Origin of the sequence: Sphingomonas sp. CFBP 13714 (assembly GCF_014842205.1) — a bacterium.
GTDB classification, from domain to species: domain Bacteria; phylum Pseudomonadota; class Alphaproteobacteria; order Sphingomonadales; family Sphingomonadaceae; genus Sphingomonas; species Sphingomonas aerolata.
The window spans coordinates 118157-136483 of sequence record NZ_JACYVG010000003.1; the positions used below are offsets into that span (position 1 = coordinate 118157).

The 18327-nt window shown below is 67.2% G+C and carries 16 protein-coding genes; 9 read left to right on the forward strand and 7 right to left on the reverse strand.

Annotated elements, in window-relative coordinates:
* Positions 1–57 precede the first annotated feature (57 nt).
* From IFT54_RS08480 to IFT54_RS08495, 4 genes are all read right to left on the reverse strand, one after another.
* Positions 58–444 carry a ribonuclease HI family protein gene (locus IFT54_RS08480; protein ID WP_192070285.1) on the reverse strand — a complete coding sequence of 129 codons (387 nt, stop codon included), beginning with the start codon at positions 442–444 and terminating at the stop codon, positions 58–60.
* Positions 425–1630 carry a YihY/virulence factor BrkB family protein gene (locus tag IFT54_RS08485; protein ID WP_342354790.1) on the reverse strand — a complete coding sequence of 402 codons (1206 nt, stop codon included), beginning with the start codon at positions 1628–1630 and terminating at the stop codon, positions 425–427. The genes IFT54_RS08480 and IFT54_RS08485 overlap by 20 nt, the downstream gene beginning before the upstream one ends.
* An 85-nt stretch (positions 1631–1715) precedes the next feature.
* Complete coding sequence (locus tag IFT54_RS08490) at positions 1716–4214, reverse strand: ABC transporter permease (RefSeq protein ID WP_192070286.1); 2499 nt, start codon at positions 4212–4214, stop codon at positions 1716–1718.
* On the reverse strand, positions 4211–4930 hold the full coding sequence (locus tag IFT54_RS08495; RefSeq protein WP_192070292.1) for an ABC transporter ATP-binding protein: 720 nt from the start codon (positions 4928–4930) through the stop codon (positions 4211–4213). Before IFT54_RS08495 ends, IFT54_RS08490 begins: the two co-directional genes overlap by 4 nt.
* Positions 4931–4967: 37 nt before the next feature.
* On the opposite strand from IFT54_RS08495, the gene IFT54_RS08500 reads away from it, so the two are divergent.
* Both IFT54_RS08500 and IFT54_RS08505 read left to right on the forward strand, forming a co-directional pair.
* A complete protein-coding gene (locus IFT54_RS08500) occupies positions 4968–5681 on the forward strand; it encodes an arylesterase (RefSeq protein WP_342354791.1) in 714 nt (237 codons plus the stop codon).
* A 132-nt stretch (positions 5682–5813) separates the two neighbouring features.
* Entirely contained in the window at positions 5814–6548 is a 735-nt protein-coding gene (locus IFT54_RS08505) for a Crp/Fnr family transcriptional regulator (RefSeq protein WP_031395205.1), read from the forward strand.
* 24 nt (positions 6549–6572) lie between these two features.
* Here IFT54_RS08505 and IFT54_RS08510 read toward each other — a convergent pair whose 3' ends face one another.
* The 3 genes from IFT54_RS08510 to IFT54_RS08520 form a co-directional block, all read right to left on the reverse strand.
* A complete protein-coding gene (locus tag IFT54_RS08510; protein ID WP_192070294.1) occupies positions 6573–6911 on the reverse strand; it encodes a hypothetical protein in 339 nt (112 codons plus the stop codon).
* 88 nt (positions 6912–6999) lie between these two features.
* Positions 7000–7815, reverse strand: a complete 816-nt coding sequence (locus IFT54_RS08515; RefSeq protein WP_192070295.1) for a transglutaminase-like domain-containing protein — start codon at positions 7813–7815, stop codon at positions 7000–7002.
* Between the two features lie 13 nt (positions 7816–7828).
* Entirely contained in the window at positions 7829–8755 is a 927-nt protein-coding gene (locus IFT54_RS08520; RefSeq protein ID WP_192070297.1) for a transglutaminase family protein, read from the reverse strand.
* Positions 8756–8771: 16 nt separating this feature from the next.
* On the opposite strand from IFT54_RS08520, the gene IFT54_RS08525 reads away from it, so the two are divergent.
* The 7 genes from IFT54_RS08525 (at position 8772) to IFT54_RS08555 (ending at position 18297) form a co-directional block, all read left to right on the forward strand.
* Positions 8772–9569: an N-formylglutamate amidohydrolase gene (locus IFT54_RS08525; protein WP_192070299.1), complete on the forward strand. Its 798-nt coding sequence runs from the start codon at positions 8772–8774 to the stop codon at positions 9567–9569.
* A gap of 124 nt (positions 9570–9693) precedes the next feature.
* A complete protein-coding gene (locus tag IFT54_RS08530) occupies positions 9694–12609 on the forward strand; it encodes a PAS domain-containing protein (protein WP_192070303.1) in 2916 nt (971 codons plus the stop codon).
* A gap of 121 nt (positions 12610–12730) precedes the next feature.
* Entirely contained in the window at positions 12731–13699 is a 969-nt protein-coding gene (locus IFT54_RS08535) for a c-type cytochrome (protein WP_192070537.1), read from the forward strand.
* Entirely contained in the window at positions 13696–16242 is a 2547-nt protein-coding gene (ctaD, locus tag IFT54_RS08540) for a cytochrome c oxidase subunit I (RefSeq protein ID WP_192070304.1), read from the forward strand. The genes IFT54_RS08535 and ctaD overlap by 4 nt, the downstream gene beginning before the upstream one ends.
* On the forward strand, positions 16239–16640 hold the full coding sequence (locus IFT54_RS08545) for a hypothetical protein (protein WP_107933457.1): 402 nt from the start codon (positions 16239–16241) through the stop codon (positions 16638–16640). The genes ctaD and IFT54_RS08545 overlap by 4 nt, the downstream gene beginning before the upstream one ends.
* Positions 16637–17257, forward strand: coding sequence for a cytochrome c oxidase assembly protein (locus IFT54_RS08550; RefSeq protein WP_056675688.1), 621 nt, complete (start codon positions 16637–16639; stop codon positions 17255–17257). The genes IFT54_RS08545 and IFT54_RS08550 overlap by 4 nt, the downstream gene beginning before the upstream one ends.
* Positions 17254–18297 (forward strand): c-type cytochrome, encoded by a 1044-nt coding sequence (locus tag IFT54_RS08555; RefSeq protein ID WP_192070305.1) that lies wholly within the window; start codon positions 17254–17256, stop codon positions 18295–18297. Before IFT54_RS08550 ends, IFT54_RS08555 begins: the two co-directional genes overlap by 4 nt.
* The last annotated feature ends 30 nt before the right edge of the window (positions 18298–18327 follow it).

The following is an 18327-nucleotide window of genomic DNA, read 5'->3' on the forward strand; positions in this document are numbered from 1 at the left end:
AGGCTGGCGCGCCACGACCAGCACTGTCAATCGAGGATTGGTGAGAGGGCCTAGTGGTCAGCGCGGATGCAGGCGGGCCAGCGCAATCCCGGCAAGGTTGTGGGACCGGCCGACATGCCGGATCTTCACCGTCTCGAACGTCGCGGCGAGCGCTTGAAAGGCGTCGCGGTGCGCGCGAAGCTCCGCCGATCGACAGCGCGCGTTGCCGCGCGCCTGCCCCACCACTAGCGCGGAGTCGCCGCGTAGATCGACCGAGACCGCGCCAAGTTCGCGGGCGACCCGCAGCGCATGGATCGCCGCCAGCCATTCCGCATCGCTATTGGTGCCGTGGCCGCAGTCGTCCAAGATATGGGTCACGCCGCGAACGACGACTCCGATTTCGATGCGCCCCGGATTCGGACGACAGCCGCCGTCGAAGAACAGCTTAAGCGGAACGCTGGGCATCGTCGTCACCCTCCGGGGACGTCCGGCCCGCCCAGGCGAGCGCGCCGCCGACGACCAGCAGGATCATGCCTGCCTTGCCGGAACCTCGACGCAGCGCACCCAGCCCGCCGACCGCGAGGAGAACCGACGGCATCGGCGCGCGCGCGGCCCGCGATGCGGCCGCGGTCTGCGCGGTTCGCACGCCACGGCGCGGTTCTGCCACATCGGGCGTGTGTGATGGCGGGGGCGTCGTCACGGTCGCATCGGCAACGGCAGCGCCACGCGCACCGGCCGGGCGCTCGGGCCCTGTGGTCGTATCGCGGGTGGTGCGATGCTCGAGCTCCGCGTTGAGCTCGGCACCGAGCAGGAAAACATAGGCGGACAGCCACAGCCAGGTCAGCAGCACGACCACCGCGCTCAGCGAGCCGTAGGTCGCGCCGTAATTCCCGAAATTGGCGACGTAGAAACCGAAGCCGACCGTCGCGGCGAGCCAGATCAGCGTCGCTGCAAGCGACCCCGGGGTCAGCCACGCCCATTTGGCATGCGCGCGGTTCGGCCCGTACCGGTACAGGCACGCCGCTGCTGTGACGGCGAGCATTGCCAGCACCGCATAGCTGGTAAGCCGCAGCAGCGTCAGGACGAAATCGGGAGCCCCCGGTATCATGCTGTCGAGCAATGCGAAGGCCGCGGTCGACAGCGCGGCGGTCAGTGCCAGAACCACCGCGCCCGCGGTGATGGAGAATGCGAGGATGTACAGCGCGAAGAACCCGCGGGTCTCGCGTTCCTCATAGGCGATGTTGAGCGCCGTGACGATCGACGATGCCCCCTTCGACGCACCATAGAGCGCAAGCGCGAGTGCTAAGATCAGCCCGAACCCCTTCTTGCCCTCGGACGTCCCGACCACGGTGGCGAGCTGGTCGCCGATGACCTTGGCGGCGTCCGCCGGCAGCACCTGGAACAGGCCGCGAATATTGGCGACGACGGTCGCCGTGTCCGCGACCAGGCCGTAGATCAGCACGATCGAGGCGAGCAGCGGCACGATCGCCGCGAATGCGTAAAAGGCGGTGCCCGCGGCGATCAGGCCGATATTATCGTCGCTCGCTTCGGCCCAGCTGCGTTTCAGCACCGACCACCAGGTGGCCATCGACATCGACCACGGGCTCGTCGCGTCGACGGGCGCGTCGCCGTTTGCCACTGCATTGCTCACTCAAAAATCCCCTTGGCCGCCCATCGCGCCGTCCCGATCCCTTGCAAACGCCGCGACCGCGATTTCGTGCCGCGACCGCAACAGGTCAGAGGTCGCGCAACGCCCGGGCTGGCCTGGCGCTGAGGATCGGCCAGGCCCCGATCAGCCCGATCGCCATCGTCAGCCCCGCACCTACGATCAGCGTCGCAAACACCGCCGGATAGCTCGGCAGCCATGTGAACGCGAAGACCTGCGTGACGACATACCACGCCCCCCCCAGCCCCAGCAGCAGCGCCACCGCGGACAGGATCACCGTCAGAAACGCATATTCGAGCGCCTGGACGCCGAGCACCTGGAGACGCGTCGCGCCGAGCGTGCGGAGGATCACGCCGTCATAGGTCCGCGCTTCGCGCGCCGCGGCGATCGCCCCGATCAGCACAGCGATACCGGCAAGGATCGCAACCGACGCCGCCGCGGTGATCGCGGTCGCCATCTGCCCCACGATCGTCCGCAACTGCCCCAGAACGTCGCGGACCTCGATCACCGAAACAGACGGAAACCGCGGCAGCAGGGCACGCATCACCGCCCCCTCCTCGCCACGGTCGAGATCGATCGTCGCCGCCAGATTATGCGGCGCGTCGGCGATCGCGTTGGGGGAAAAGACCATGACGAAGTTGAAGCCGAGCGTGTCCCAGCTGATCCGCCGGAACGAGGCGATCCGCGCACTCCGCTCGACACCCAGCAGGCTGTACTGGATCGGATCGCCGATCTTCAGACTGAGCGCCTTGGCCAGCCGCTCGTCGATCGACACCAGCGGCGGCCCGGCATAGCCGCGCGGCCACCAGCGCCCGGCGGTGATCGTGCTGCCGTCCGGCAGCGTCTCGGCATAGGTCAGGCCGCGTTCGCCACGCAGCGCCCAAGCGCCTTCGGGCAAGGTCTTGAGATCGGCGACACGCGTCGTCGCATAGCCCGTGATCGTCCCGCGCATCGCGGGCACGGTGGTCACCACCGGCTTGCGCGCGGCCTCAGCGACCGTGCGGCGGAATTCGGCCTCGCGCTGCGGCGGGACGTCGAGCGCGAACAAGGCGGGCGCGCGCTGCGGAACGGTCCGCGCGATATTCGCGTCGATGCTCGTCCGGATTGCGGCCAACAGGACGAATAGCGTCAGCCCCAGGCCGAGGGCGACCACCAGCGTGCCGGTGCGAGCGCCGGGACGGTGCAGTGCTGCAACCGCAAGCCTAAGCAAAGGCTGGCGCGCCCGCGGCAATCGCGCAGCCGCGATCCGGATGAGCCACCCGAACCCGGCGAGGAGGAGCAACACTGCCGCGACCGCCGCAAGGAACCCCGCGCTGAGCCCGGGCTGTTCCGCCGTCAGCAGCGCGAGCGCGACGAGCGCAAGCCCGCCACCGGCGACCCAGGGCAGCGTCCGGCGCAACGGTACGCGCCGCTGGCCGGCATTGCCACGCAACAGCACGACCGCCGGCACGCTTCCGGCTTCGACCAGTGCTGGCGCGGTAAACGCCAGCGCGATCACCATGCCATAGACAGCGGCGAGCAGCAGCGGCACGGGCTGCACCGCGAAGCTCGGCGCGACCGGCAGCACGTCGCCCGCGAGCGCGACGATCAACGGCACCGCCGCGGCGCCGGCAATCAATCCGGCGAGAATGCCAATCCCGGCGACGACGACGATCTGGATCAGATAGACCCTGGCGATCATCCCGGACGTCGCACCAAGTACCTTGAGCGCGGCGATGCTCTGGCGCCGCGCGGCAAGATAGGACGAAACCCCATTCCCGACGCCGATACCGGCGATGACGAGCGCGGAGAGGCCGACGAGCAACAGGAACTGGCCCATCCGTTGGACGAAGCGCTCGGCACCGGGCGCTGCACGGTCGCGGGTCTTGCTTTCCCAGCCCGCGGAAGGGAATGCCGCTTTGATCCGGTCGACGGCGCGCGTTGGCGCGAGTCCCGACGTGAGGCGGACGCGATATTTTGTCTCGTAAAGGCTGCCGGGCTGGATCAGGCCGGTCCGCGCAATCCCGGGCAGCGAAACGATCGCGACAGGCCCCAGCGTAAAGCCTTCGCCCAGCCGGTCAGGCTCCTCGGCAAGGACATGGTCGACCACGAACTCGGCCGTACCCAGCCGGACCCGGGCGCCGCGGCCGACGCCCAGCCGGTCGGCGAGCGCGGGCGCGATCCAGATCCCCGAGTCGCGCGGCGGTTCCGCTGCGCGCCCATCGGCAAACCGGACCGTGCCGTACAACGGATAGGACCGATCGACGCCCTTCAGTTCGATCGGCACGCTGGCTGTTTCGCGCACCGCCGTCGCCTGCATGCGCACCGTCTCCGATACGGTGCCGAGCGCGGCCATCGCGCGGCGCTCCTCGGGTGTCGCAGCGCGTTGCGACGTGGCGAATTCGACGTCGCCACCCAGGATCGTGCTGCCACGACTTGCCAGTTCGCCGTCGATCGCGCGGGTCAGGCTGCCGATCGCCGCCAGCGCGCCGACCCCCAGGAACAGACAGGCAAGCAGCAGTCGCAGGCCGCGGAACCGGAGATTTAGCTCGCGCCTAGCCAGACGCCAGGCGAGCCGCCAGTCGGTCATGCCCCCGCGCCCGTCACGGACCGCAACTGGTCGCGGACGATACGCCCGTCACCAAGCTCGACGACCCGATCGCACCGCGCCGCAAGAACCGGATCATGCGTGATGATGATCAGCGTCGCGCCGGTCGCCGCGCGTCGATCGAACAGCAGATCCATCACCGCCGCACCCGTCGCGGCATCAAGGTTGCCCGTCGGCTCGTCCGCAAAGACGAGGTCCGGCCGCGGTCCCAGCGCGCGGGCGATCGCGACACGCTGCTGCTCCCCGCCCGACAGCTGGGTCGGATAATGCCCGGTCCGGTGGCCAAGCCCGACCGCCTCCAGCTCGACGGCGGCGCGTGCGAACGCATCGGCCATGCCGGCAAGCTCCATCGGGACGGCGACGTTTTCGAGCGCGGTCATCGTCGGCAACAGATGAAATGCCTGGAGCACGATGCCAATACGACCACGCCGCGCGCGCGCCAGCGCATCCTCGTCGAGCGCGCCGAAATCGAGTCCCGCCACCTCGACCTCTCCGCCGCTCGCCTGTTCGAGCCCGGACAGCACCGCCATCAGCGACGATTTGCCCGACCCTGAGGGCCCGAGCAGCGCCACGCTGCTGCCCCGCGCAATGTCGAGATCGATCCCCTTGAGGATCGCGGTCGCGGCACTGGCACTGCCGAGCGTCAGCGTGACATTGCGGGCCGATATCACCATATCGTCGGAGGTTGATCGGGACATGGAGCACTTTACGTTGGAGCGATGCAGGCCTTCATATGTGGCAGTCGCCGCGGTTCTCCAAGCGCTGGTCCTCGCGGGGTGCGATCGGGCGGCGGATAGCTCGGCCCCTGTGGCGGCCACCCGCGGCGCGGGCAACGACACGGCCGTCGATGGTACGGCGGTCGCGATGCCTCCCGCGCCGGCCGGTCGCGAGCGCCTGATCCTGGCCTTTGGCGACAGTCTGTACGCGGGGTACGGCGTCGCGCGCGGTCACAGCCTGCCCGATGTGTTGCAGGCGACTCTCCGCCGCAAGGACGTCAACGCGACGATCGTCAATGCCGGCGTCTCGGGCGACACCAGCGCGGCCGGGCGCCAGCGGTTCGCCTTCGCGCTCGACAGCCTGCCCCGCAAACCCGATCTCATCCTGCTCGGACTGGGCGGCAACGACGTGCTGCGTCAGATCCCGCCCGCCGAGACCCGCGCCAACCTGACCGCGATGATGGACGAGGCGCGCCGCCGCAAGATCCCGGTCGTGCTGACGGGCATGCGGGCGCCTCCCAATCTCGGCCCCGAATATCAGGCGGCGTTCGACACGATCTGGCCCGATCTTGCCAAGACCTATGGTGCGGGACTCTATCCGTTCATTCTCGATGGCGTGATCGGCGACACCGCGCTGATGCAGCGTGATCATGTCCATCCGAACACACGCGGCATCGATCGGATCGCCGACCGATTTACGCCGATCATTCTGGGACAGCTTGATAAAGGCTGATACGGACCAATCGACCTGTTGACGACCGGACGAACCGCATGGTTGAGCATGGGGTTACGGGCGGCCGCAACGGGCAGCCGAGATGGGCAGCCGACAGGGGCCGCCGACAAGGGCGAATGCAGGGGCGGAACGATGCATCGAAGTGGGTTGATCGCGCGGCTCGAACGCCATCTTGCGCTGACGGAAGAGGAACGCGCTGCGATCTCGCGCGCCGAGCAACGCGAGATCCGGCTCAAGCCCGGCGAGATCCTGATGGCCGAGGGCGGGACGAGCCATGCGCTGTTCGTCGTCCATTATGGCTGGCTGCATTCGGCGGCGCGGCTCGCAGCGGGCGGCCGCCAGATCCTGCGCTTCCACTATGCCGGCGACCTGATCGGCACGTCGAGCATCGCCTGGTCGCAGGCCTCGGCGACGCTGACCGCGGTGTCGGACTGCACCGTCACCGAACTGCCCAAGGCCGATCTAGGGCAGATCTTCCGCCAGCAGCCGCGGCTCGCCGGGCTGCTCTACGCCATCGCCGCGGCGGAGAATGTCGCGATGAGCGACCGGCTCACCTCGATCGGCCGCAAAGGTGCTGCGGAGCGGCTGACCACGCTCCTGCTCGATATCCTGGCGCGTCTTCGGGTCACTGCCGGTGGCGTGATCGACTCCTTCGACCTGCCCCTGACGCAGAGCGATATCGGCGATGCGCTCGGCTTGACCAAGGTGCACGTCAACCGGACGATCCGTGCGCTCGAGCGTGACGGCGTGATCGAGCGCAACGGTCGTCGAGTCCGGATCCTCGACCCGGAGCTTCAAATGCGGCGGACGGGCTTTGTCGACCGCTATGGCGAGATCGAGACGGCTTGGCTGCCACCAGCGCCGTAACCACGGCGCCAGTCCGTTTGGCGGTCAGTTCGGCTCGACGACGAAGAGCGTCACGCCCTCATATTTGATGTCGTGCGGGTTGAAGACGGCGTCGGGCCGGAACCCCTCGTCGATCACGACGATATCCTTCAGCCCGGCGAGCTTGAACGTGCCGAGCTTGATCTCCTTGGGCGGCTGTCCGTCGCGCTGCAGCGTGACCGCGTCGACGAACACGTCATCATGGCGCGTGAACAGGATATGCGGCGCGAGTTTGACATGCATCCGGTTGTAGACCGCGGTCACGCACTGGCGCAGCGCGATCGCTTGCAGCAGCAGCGCGTTGGCGTTGCTCGGGACGGAACCGGGTGTCGAAGAAACAGGCATATGGTGCATCGCAGCATTGTTTAATGGTGTCGCGGCGTTCGCACGAACGCCGGCGGGGTGACAAGCGTAAACCGACGCTGCGGCGGGCTCAAGCCGCCGCGTCGACGCTGTCGGTATGGACGTCGAAGCCCACGAGCCGCGCTGGCCCGAACGTCGTCGTGAGCGCGGCATCGGTCGCATCGCGGCCGCGCGCCATCAGGATCCGGCCGATCCGCGGCTGGTTGTGCCGTGCGTCGAACGTATGCCAGCGCCCGCCGAGATAGACGTCGAACCACGCCGAAAAATCCATCGGTGCATCGACCGGGGGAATGCCGATATCGCCGAGATAGCCGGTGCAATAGCGCGCCGGAATGTTCATGCAGCGGCACAGCGTGATCGCGAGATGCGCGAAATCGCGGCACACGCCCTGCTGTTCCTGATGCGCATCCCAGGCGGTCTTGGTCGCCCGCGCATGATGATAGCCGAACTCGATATGGTCGTGCGTGAACTGCACGATCGCCTGCACGCGCGCCCAGCCTGAGGGCACATGCCCGAACAGCGACCAGGCAGTTTCGGACAGCCGGTCGGTCTCGCAATAGCGGCTGCCAAGCAGGAAGACGAGGATCTCGTCCGGCAGGTCCTCGACGGCATGCTGGATGGCATCCGGATCGGCCGGGTCGGGCTGCCCGTCATCCTCGATCGTGAAGTCGCACGACAGCGTCAGGCCGCCGGCGGGGACGGTCATGCGCGTGCAGACATTCCCGAACGCGTCGAGATAATCGTAGATCGGGACGTCGGGGCTCGCGACGATCCGGTGCGGGGTGACCAGATCGCGGTTGCGCGACGGGTGAAGGCTCAGCATCGCCATCAGCGGCGTCGGAACATCGGCCTCAAAGCGAATATCATAGCCGGCGCGGATCAGCATGCGGTCGTCTTTCTCATGCCCGGACCGGCTGCGGCGCGAGCGGGGTTGTGGCTGTAGGGGCGGCGCTCGGCTCGTCGACCGCGATGTCGACCGAAACGGTCATGTCGAGGAAACTGCCGGGGAACCCCGCCCAGCTTCCCGAGATCGGCACGGCCTGATAGATGTCGCGGGCGATCGCGACGCGGATCAGCCCGCGACTGCCGATGATGCCGTTGGTCGGATCGAACTCGACCCAACCCGATCCCGGCAGATAGATGCGGACCCAGGCATGTGTATTGCCGCCCCCGGTCCGCTGCTCGCGGCTTGAGGGGTTGTAGACATAGCCCGACACGAACCGCGCCGCGAAGCCGAGCGCGCGCGCCGCCTCGATCATCAGCATCGCGTAATCGCGGCAGGTACCCTTGCGCCGGGCAAGCGTCTCGATCGGCGACTGCGTCCCCTTCTCGGGGCGCGGCACATAGGTGAAGTCGCGCCGGATCGCCGCGGTCATGTCGGACAGCATCACCAGCGTATCCGTCCGCCCCGAGGGATCGAGGAACCGCCGCGCCCAGCGATCGATCTCGCGGTGCGGATCGTGATGCTGGCGCTCGATCGACCGCAACAGGTCGGGCATGTCCTCGGACGAATAGGTGAACGGATAGGAACGTGCGTATTGCTCGATATCGACCGTCGCGAGTTCGGCGGGGCTGTGATCAAGCCGCACCCGGCTGTCGAACACGAGTTCACGCGCACGGCGATCGAAGGTCGCGATCGCCACCGAATTGCCGAACACGTCGTGCAGCCAGCGCACCTCCGACGGTTCGGGGGTTATGGTCAGTTCGGCCGAAATCAGCTGCTGGTCATGGCTTTCGCGCGGACGGACCATGATACGGTGCTCGCCAAATGCTACCGGTTGCCGGTAAGTGTATCTCGTCACGTGAGAAAGTGTGAGAAATGGCATTCAGGATCCGTATCGCATGACCAACCGGACCGAGGGACCGCTGATCGCGGCAGGAGACAGGCCTCCGACCGTCATCGTCAACCCGAAAGGCGCATCATCGTTCCTCCTGATCGGCGATCATGCTGGAAATTCAGTGCCCGTGTCGCTCGGGTCGCTCGGTCTCGACGATGCCGAACTGGGCCGACACATCGGCTGGGACATCGGCGTCGGCGAGGTCGGACGGTTGCTGGCGAACCGGCTCGACGCGGTCTTCATCCACCAGACCTATTCTCGGCTGGTCGTCGACTGCAACCGGAGCGAGACGCAACCCGATGCGATCGCCGAGACCAGCGACGGCACGCCGATCCCCGGCAATCGCGACCTGAGCGAGGCGGATCGAGCCGCGCGATATGCGGTGATCCATGCGCCCTATCATGCGGCGATCGCGGCCGAGATCGCACGCCGGGATGCCGCCGGACAACCGACCATTCTGGTTGCGCTGCACAGCTTCACCCCGGCGATGCGCGGCGCGGACGGAGCGGCAATTCGGCCCTGGCATATCGGCATCCTGCACGATGGCGGCGACACGCGCTTCGCCCTCGCGATGCTCGAGGTACTGGCGGATGAGCCCGACCTCGTGGTGGGCGACAACGAGCCCTATCGGATGGACCTGATCGACTATACGATCCCGCGGCATGCCTATCCTGCCCGGCGTTTCTATGCCGAAATCGAAATCCGCCAGGACCTGATCGGCGCACCCGACGGCTGCGCCGCCTGGGCCGAACGCGTCGCGTCCGCCCTGACATCCGCCAGCGCGCGCGTCCGTTCCGCATGACACCAAACTTCCCGGGGATCGACCACCGCCTGTCTCGCGTTTGACGACCCGGGTCCAGTGACGCCGGCTGCATGGCTGGTCGTATGCCGGACCAGAGTTGGTGTTCCTGCGAGTAGAAAATTCGATGCCCTCGAGTCCGAACAATGTCCCCGGGAACGACCGTCAGCACGTATCGGCACGTCCCGGCGAAGGCGACTATCGCGAAGTGTTCACCGCGATCGATATCGGCTTCGGGCTGGTCGATCTGATCTTTGACGGCGATCGCGTGATCGATTGTCGGTTCCTCGAGGCGAACGCGCAATTTCTCCGGCAGACGGGCTTGCGCGACCCGGTCGGACAGACCTGGCACGCGCTGCAGCCCGCACTGGATGGCGACTGGATGGGGACGTTCGGCGAGATCGCCCGGACCGGGCACGCAACCCGGTTCGAGACGCGCGTGGCGCAGGGCGATCGGCGCTATGATGCACAGGTCGCGCGGATTGGCGAGCCGGGCTCGGTCAAGATCGCTGTGCTGCTCAGCGACGTGACCGAGCGGCACAGGACAGAGACGCTCGCCCGCGAGGCCGAGGAACGGTTGCAGCTGGCGCTTTCGGCCGGGGGCGGGATCGGTACCTGGGACTGGGACATCGCCCGGGATCGCGTCACCGCCGATGCCCGGTTCGCTCTGCTGTACGGGGTGGATCCGGCGGCGGCATTGGCCGGCGCACCGATAACGACGTTCTTTCAAGGCATTCATCCGGACGACCGCGCGCGCACCGAGCAGGCAATCGAGATGGCCGTCCAATCGGGCGGCCCCTTCGAAGCCGAATATCGCCTGCTGGAGCGCGACGGGACGATCCGCTGGGTGATCGCGCAGGGCCGTTGCGAGCGCGCGGCCGACGGGACTGCGCTACGTTTTCCTGGGATCAGCTTTGAAATCACCGCCCGCAAGCTCGCCGACGTGCGGCAAACCGCGTTGCTGGCGCTCGGCGATGCGATTCGCGATCTGACCGACCCTGCGGCAATCGCCTATGCAGCGGCCGAAATCCTCGGCCACGCCCTGCAGGTCAGCCGGGTCGGCTACGGTGTGATCGACACCCTTGCCGAGACGATCACCGTCGAGCGGGACTGGAATGCGCCGGGAACACGTACCCTGGCGGGCATGCTGCAGTTCCGCGACTATGGGTCCTATATCGAGGATCTGAAGGCAGGGCGCACGGTCGTGATCGCCGATGTCGAGCGCGACCCGCGCACCGCTGCGGGTGCTGCCGGCCTGAAGGCGATCAGCGCATGGTCGTTCGTCAACATGCCGTTGCTCGAACAGGATGCCTTCGTCGCGCTGCTCTATGCCAATCACGATCAGCCGCGAGTCTGGGCGGACGAGGAACTCCAGCTTATGCGCGAGGTCGCGGACCGGGTTCGTGCGGCGACCGAGCGGCTGCGTGCGGAAGCAGCACTCCGCGAGAGTGAAGAACAGTTCCGCGTCTTCGCGCAAGCGGTGCCCAGCCTGATCTGGGCGGCGCGTCCCGATGGCGAGATCTACTGGGTCAACCAGCAGGTCTATGATTATGCCGGTATTTCGCCCGGCGCTCTAACTGGATCCGGCACCTGGCTGTCACTGGTTCACGCCGACGATCGCGAGGCCACGGCGACGACGTGGCAGGCCGCACGCGATACGGGCACTACCTATGCCGCCGAGTTCCGGTTGCGTAGTGCTGATGGCGGCTACCGATGGTTTCTTGCTCGCGCGGAGCCGGTACGGACCATCGGCGGCCAGATCACGCGCTGGGTCGGCACCAATACGGACATCGACGATGGCCGCCGGCATGCCGCCGAACTGCTCGCCTGGACCGAAACGCTCGAGGATCAGGTCGCCGCGCGCACCCGCGAGTTGATGGATGTCGAGGCCGCACTGCGCCAGAGCCAGAAGATGGAAGCCGTGGGCCAGCTGACCGGCGGGCTGGCGCACGACTTCAACAATCTGCTGACCGGAATCATGGGCAGCCTCGAGCTGCTCGGCATCCGCATCGCACAGGGACGGCTGGGCGATGTCGAACGCTACTCGCTTGCCGCACAGGGTGCCGCCAAACGTGCCGCGGCGCTGACCCACCGCCTGCTGGCCTTTTCGCGGCGGCAGACGCTCGACCCCCGGCCGACCGACGTCAACCGGTTGATCGGCGGGCTGGAGGAGCTCGTGCGCCGGACAGTCGGGCCCGACGTCGCCGTCGAGGTGGTCGCCTCCGCCGGGCTGTGGTCGACGCTCGTCGATCCCAACCAGCTCGAAAACGCGATCCTCAACCTGTGCATCAACGCGCGCGATGCGATGCCCACCGGCGGACGGCTGACGATCGAGACGGCCAATCGCTGGATCGACGCGCGGATGGGTCGCGACCGCGATCTCGATCCCGGTCAATATGTCTCGCTCTGCGTGTCCGACAACGGCACCGGCATGCCGCCCGAGGTCGTCGCTAAGGCCTTTGATCCGTTCTTCACGACCAAGCCCCTGGGTCTGGGCACCGGACTTGGTCTGTCGATGATCTACGGCTTTGCGCGCCAGTCGGGCGGACAGGTCCGGATCTATTCGGAGGTCGGCGAAGGCAGCAATATCTGCATCTATCTGCCGCGGCATTTTGGTCCGTCGGACGAGGACGAACCGCAGCCCGACTTTGCCGAGGCCCCGCGCGCGGTCCGTGGCGAGACGGTGCTGATCGTCGACGACGAGCCCACCGTTCGCATGCTGGTCGTAGAGGTGCTCGAGGAACTGGGCTATGCCGCGATCGAGGCTGCGGACGGGCCTGCCGGCCTGAAGATCCTCCAGTCCGACACGCGCATCGACTTGCTGGTCACGGATGTCGGATTGCCGGGCGGGATGAACGGGCGGCAGATGGCGGATGCCGCGCGCGTGGGCCGTCCGGACCTCAAGATCCTCTTCATCACCGGCTATGCCGAGAATGCCGTGGTCGGCAATGGCCATCTCGATCCGGGCATGCACGTGATGACGAAACCCTTTGCGATCGACGCGCTGGCCGGTCGTATCCGCGATCTCATCCGCCAGCCCTAGTCCACATGCCAGCCACCCCTGCCCGGGTTGTGCCAGTCCATGACGGAAAGTTCATTTAAGGGGTTTAACGCCGTTTCGGCCACAGCTAGAGGATCTGCTCAAAGGGGAAGCTAAGGCGATGATGCGGAAGGCAAGTTTACTTTCCGTCTGGGCGTTCCTGCCGGCGCTTGGCGCCTGCAACCGGCACCAGTCGACGCTGGCTCCGTTCGGCGAACAGGCCGATCAGGTGCTGTCGATCACTATCGTGCTGGTCGTCGGCGCGGTCGTCCTGGCGCTTGGCCTTGCGCTGCTGATGCGGCACGCGATCCGCGCGCCCGAGGGGCGGTTGACGCACAAGGGCGGGATGAAGATGGTCCTGTGGCTCGGCGGGATCGGCCCGTCGATCCTGTTGCTCGCGCTGCTGCTCTACGCGTTGCCCGCGATGCGCCCCCGACCGGTCGCCGATGCCGACCTGCGGATCGGCGTCGATGGCGAGCAGTTCTGGTGGCGCGTACGATACGCCCCGCCCGGTGGCGCGGTCGTCGAGGCGGCGAACGAACTCCGCCTCCCCGTCGGCCGCACCGTCGAGCTGTCGCTGCGCAGCCCCGACGTCATCCACAGCTTCTGGGTGCCGGGGCTTGCGGGCAAGATGGACATGATCCCCGGCCGCACCAATCGCCTCGTCGTTCGTGCAACCAAGGCGGGAACATATCGCGGCGTCTGCGCCGAATTCTGCGGGCTGGGGCATGCGCTGATGGCATTCGACGTCGTCGCGATGGAGCCCGCTGCATTCGAACGCTGGCTGGCCGCGCAGGCGCGACCCGCGACGGTCACCGCATCGCCCGGTGCGAGGCTGTTCGCCAGCTATGGCTGCAGCGGCTGCCACAGCGTTCGCGGGGTGGGCCCGGCGGCAAAGATCGGCCCCGACCTGACGCATTTCGGATCACGTCCGACCCTGGCCGCAGGGATCCTGCCGATGACCCACGGCAATATCGCGCGGTTCGTGCGTGAGCCCGGCAAGACCAAGCCCGGCGTCCGCATGCCCGCCTTCCCGCAGATGTCGGCCGCCGAAGCCGACCAGATCGCCAGCTATCTTCAGGGGCTGAAATGACGACCGACAGTCCAGCCTATGTCGCCCCCGACCAGAATGATCCCGCGGTCCGCAAGGGCCAGGAGGATCGCCTGCGCGAGGTGTGGAAGCCGCCCTCGGGCTGGTTCTTCCGCTGGACCGACGTCAACAACAACCGGATCGGCGTCTGGTACACGCTGACCGCGTTCGGCTTCATGCTGTTCGCAGGCGTGCTTGCGCTGATCATGCGCACGCAGCTGGCGGTGCCGAACAACGATCTCGTCACCGCGAACACGTTCAACCAGCTGTTCACGCTGCACGGCTCGATGATGATGTTCCTGTTCGCGGTGCCGATGTTCGAGGCGGTCTCGATCATCCTGCTGCCACAGCTGCTTGGCGCGCGCGACCTGCCGTTTCCGCGACTGTCGGGCTTTGGCTATTGGAGCTTCCTGATCGGCGGCGTGTTCGTCTCCGGATCGATCTTCTTCGACGCCGCCCCCGATGGCGGCTGGTTCATGTATCCGCCGCTGACGACGCGGACCGATCTCAGCGGGCTCGGTGCGGACATCTGGATGCTCGGCCTCAGCTTTATCGAGGTGTCGTCGGTCGCAGCCGCCGTCGAACTGATCGTCGGCGTGCTCAAATGCCGCCCGCCCGGCATGCGGCTCAACCTCATGCCGCTCTACGCCTGGTACATCCTCGTCGTCGCGGTGATGATCCTGTTCGCCTTCCCGCCGCTGATCGCAGGCGACGTGCTGTTCGAGATGGAGCGGCTGCTCAACTGGCCGTTCTTCAACGCGGAAAAGGGCGGCGACCCGCTGCTGTGGCAGCACCTGTTCTGGATCTTCGGCCACCCCGAAGTCTATATCGTCTTCCTGCCGTCGATCGCGTTGTTCGCGATGCTGATCCCGACCTTCGCGCAGCGGCATCTGCTCGGCTATCCGTGGATCGTGCTGGCGGCGGTCGGCACCGCGTTCCTGAGCTTCGGGTTGTGGGTCCACCACATGTTCACGACCGGGCTGCCAAAGATCAGCCTCGCCTTCTTCGCGGCAGCGTCCGAGGCGGTTGCGATCCCGACCGGTGTCCAGATCTTCGTGTTCATCGCGACGCTCTGGGCGGGCAACGTCAAGAAGTCGACGCCCTTGCTTTACGCGAGTGGCAGCCTCGCGGTGTTCGTGATCGGCGGTCTGACCGGCGTAATGGTCGCGGTCGCACCGTTCGACTGGCAGGCGCACGACACCTATTTCATCGTCGCGCATCTCCATTACGTGCTGATCGGCGGGACGCTGCTGCCGCTGTTCGCCGGGCTCTATTATTACTGGCCGCTGGTGACCGGCAAGAAGCTGTCGGATCGGCTCGGGCGGACCGCGTTCTGGATCATGTTCGTCGGCATGAACCTGACGTTCTTCCCGATGCATCTGTCGGGCCTGCTCGGCATGCCGCGCCGTGTGTTCACCTACCCCGAGGAGCTCGGCATCGGCGGGCTCAACCTCGCCTCGACCGCGGGCTCCTACATGTTCGCACTCGGCGTGCTGATCGTGTGTATCGACCTCGCGCTGTCGCCGCGTCGCCCGAAGGCGCCGCGCAATCCGTGGAATGCGGGCACGCTCGAATGGCTGGCGCTGCCCGATGACGAGGACTGGGGCATCCGCTCGGTCCCGCTGATCGAGAGCCGCTATCCGATCTGGGACCAGAAGAACTTCGTCCAGAAGGTCGACGAGGGCCGCTTCTTCCTGCCCGACGCGGAGGAGATGCGGCGCGAGTCGATCATCACCACCGTGCTCGACGCACGGCCGTTGCAGGTCATCCGCCTCGGCACGCCCAGCGTGAAGCCGATGATGACCGCGGTCGCACTGGCGGGCGTCTTCATCCTGACGACCTATCACCTCTATCTCCTGTCCGCGCTCAGCGGCGTGGCGACGCTCGCCTGCGTGCTGTGGTGGCTGTGGACCGGCACCGCCGAGATCCCCGAAAAGCCGACCAAGCACATCGGCCACGGGATCGAGGTGCCGCTCTATACGTCGGGGCCATCGGCGCCGGGCTGGTGGGCGATGTTCATCACGATGATGGCGGATGCGACCGCGTTTTCGGGGCTCGTCTTCGGCTATTTCTTCTTCTGGACGATCCATAGCAATTTCCCGCCCACGGGCGCGGGGCTGGACGGGCCCGGCGTATTCTGGCCGATGGTCGCGCTGGCGCTGACTTTGACCGGCTGGGCGGCGACTGTCGGCGCGCGCGAGGTGCACCGTCGCGGCAACGTGGCCATGGGCCGCCTGTTGCTGGTCCTCGGCATCGTCGCAACGCTGTCGAGCCTGTTCGCCGGGCTCGCCGGGCCGTGGTATTCGGGGATGGATCCGGAGCTGCACGTCTATCCGGCAATCGTCTGGACGCTCGCGATCTGGACGGCGGTGCACGCCGCGATCGGCGTGATCATGCAGGCCTATACGCTCGCGCGTAGCCTCGCGGGCAAGATGACGCCGGTCTATGACGCCGATCTGCGCAACATCACCGTCTACCACCATTTCCTCGCACTGACGGGCATCGTGACGTTCTGCACGATCGGCCTGTTCCCGGGGGTCGCATGACAACACCCAAGGACAATCGGAAACACTGGGCACGCGACCTGAAGGTCACGTTGTGGACGCTGATCGTCCCGCCGACGATCTGGGCCGTGCATTTCCTGTTCTGCTATCTGTGGGTTGCGGTGACGTGCGCCAAGTCGCCGACTCCGGCGACCGCGCTGACGGGCTTTCCGCTGGCGACCCTGATCGCGACGATCGTTGCACTGCTCGGTATCCTTGCCGCGGGCTATATCGCACGCGTCCAGTCGCAGACGCCCGGCGACGCCCCGCCGCATGACGAAGGGACCGCGATCGACCGGCTGCGTTTCCTTGCGCTGTCGACCCGGCTGCTCGCAGGCCTGAGCTTCGTCGCGGTGATCTTCACCGCGCTGCCCGTGATCGTCTTCGGCGATTGCCGATGAGGCGCGCGAGCCTCGCGCTGGGCGTCGCGCTGGTGCCGATCGGCTGGGCGTTCGCCGCCGCGCCGCTCGGCATGGTCGGCCACATGACCGGTCACATGATCGCGGTCGCAGTCGCTGCGCCGTTCCTCGCCTATGGAATCGCGGGCAGCCGGTTTGATCCCGCCGAGCGCTGGCCGACAATCGTCACCCCGCTTGCCATGTCGCTGGTCGAACTGGTGGTCGTGTGGCTCTGGCACCTTCCTGCGCTCCGGCTGCGCGTCGACATGCAGCCGGTTGCGCTGCTGCTCGAACAGGCGAGCTTCCTCGCCGCCGGTCTGCTGTTGTGGAGTGCGGTGCTCGGCACGCGCACCGGCGGCGCGACCGACCGGCGCGTATCGGGCGTCGCCGCGATGCTGCTGACGTCGATGCACATGACCCTCCTCGGCGCGCTCGTCGGCCTCGCCCCGCGGCCGCTTTACGCGATGATGGCGATGCACCCGGCCGCGCACGGCCTCGACGCGCTCGAGGATCAGCAGCTCGGCGGCGTCGTCATGCTGATGGTCGGCGCGGCAAGCTATTTCCTCGGCGGGCTCGCGATGCTCGGCGGGGTATTGAAGACACGGAGCGCGACGGCATGACGATCCGCATTACCTGGGCGCGCGCGATCGCCGCGATCGTCGCGCTGGCGCTTGCCGGGCTGTTGTTCGCCTGGTCGGGCGTGTTCAACATCGCCGCCTCGTCGGGTCATTGGAAGATCACCGACTGGTTCCTTCACTGGACGATGCGCAATTCAGTGCGCACGCACGCCGCCTTTACCGCGCCCGACGATCCCAAGGCGAATGGAGGCCTCGTCAGCGCGGCGGGCCTGTTCAGGGCAATCTGCGCCTCGTGCCACGGCGCGCCCGGCGTGCGTCCGTTGCCGGTGATGCAGGCGGCGACGCCCCCTGCCCCCGACCTCGCGGTCAACGCGCGCGAATGGACTGACAAGCAGATCTTCTGGATCCTCAAGCACGGCGTCAAATACACCGGCATGCCCGCCTGGGCGGCCAAGGATCGCGACGACGAGGTTCGTCGCATGGTCGCCTTCGTCCGCCTGTTGCCGGAGATGTCGCCTGCGACCTACCGCGCACTGACCGAAGTCCCCGGCAGCGGCACCGCCGGTCCTGACGCAGCACGCATCGCCGTCTGCGCCGGCTGTCATGGCACGGACGGCCGCGGCCGTGGCCAGCCCGATATGCCCGTGCTCGGCGACCAGAGCCCCGTCTATCTGCGTGCCGCACTCCAGGCCTATGCGACTGGCAAGCGCCAGAGCGCGGTCATGGCCAACGCCGCCGCGACGCTGACGCCCGGAGAGATGACGCGGCTTGCGCGGCATTTCGCCGCAATGCCGGGTCTCGGCACCACCACAGCCTCAGGCAATGTGAATGCTGCGCGGATCGTCCGCTTGGGCCTGCCTGCCAAGCAGCTTCCCGCCTGCGCCAGCTGCCACGCGCCGGGCAAGCCCTATCCGGTGCTCGCCGGGCAGAGCGCCAGATACATCGCACAGCGTCTGCGCAACTGGCGGGGCGACGAGACGGTGGTCGACGCGCGCAAGTCGCAGGCGACGATGCCGGTCATCGCGCGTCGCATCCCCGAGGACATGATCGACCCGATCGCGGCGTATCTCGCCGGCAAATAAGCTACGTCCCGCCCTGTGCGGGACGCACTC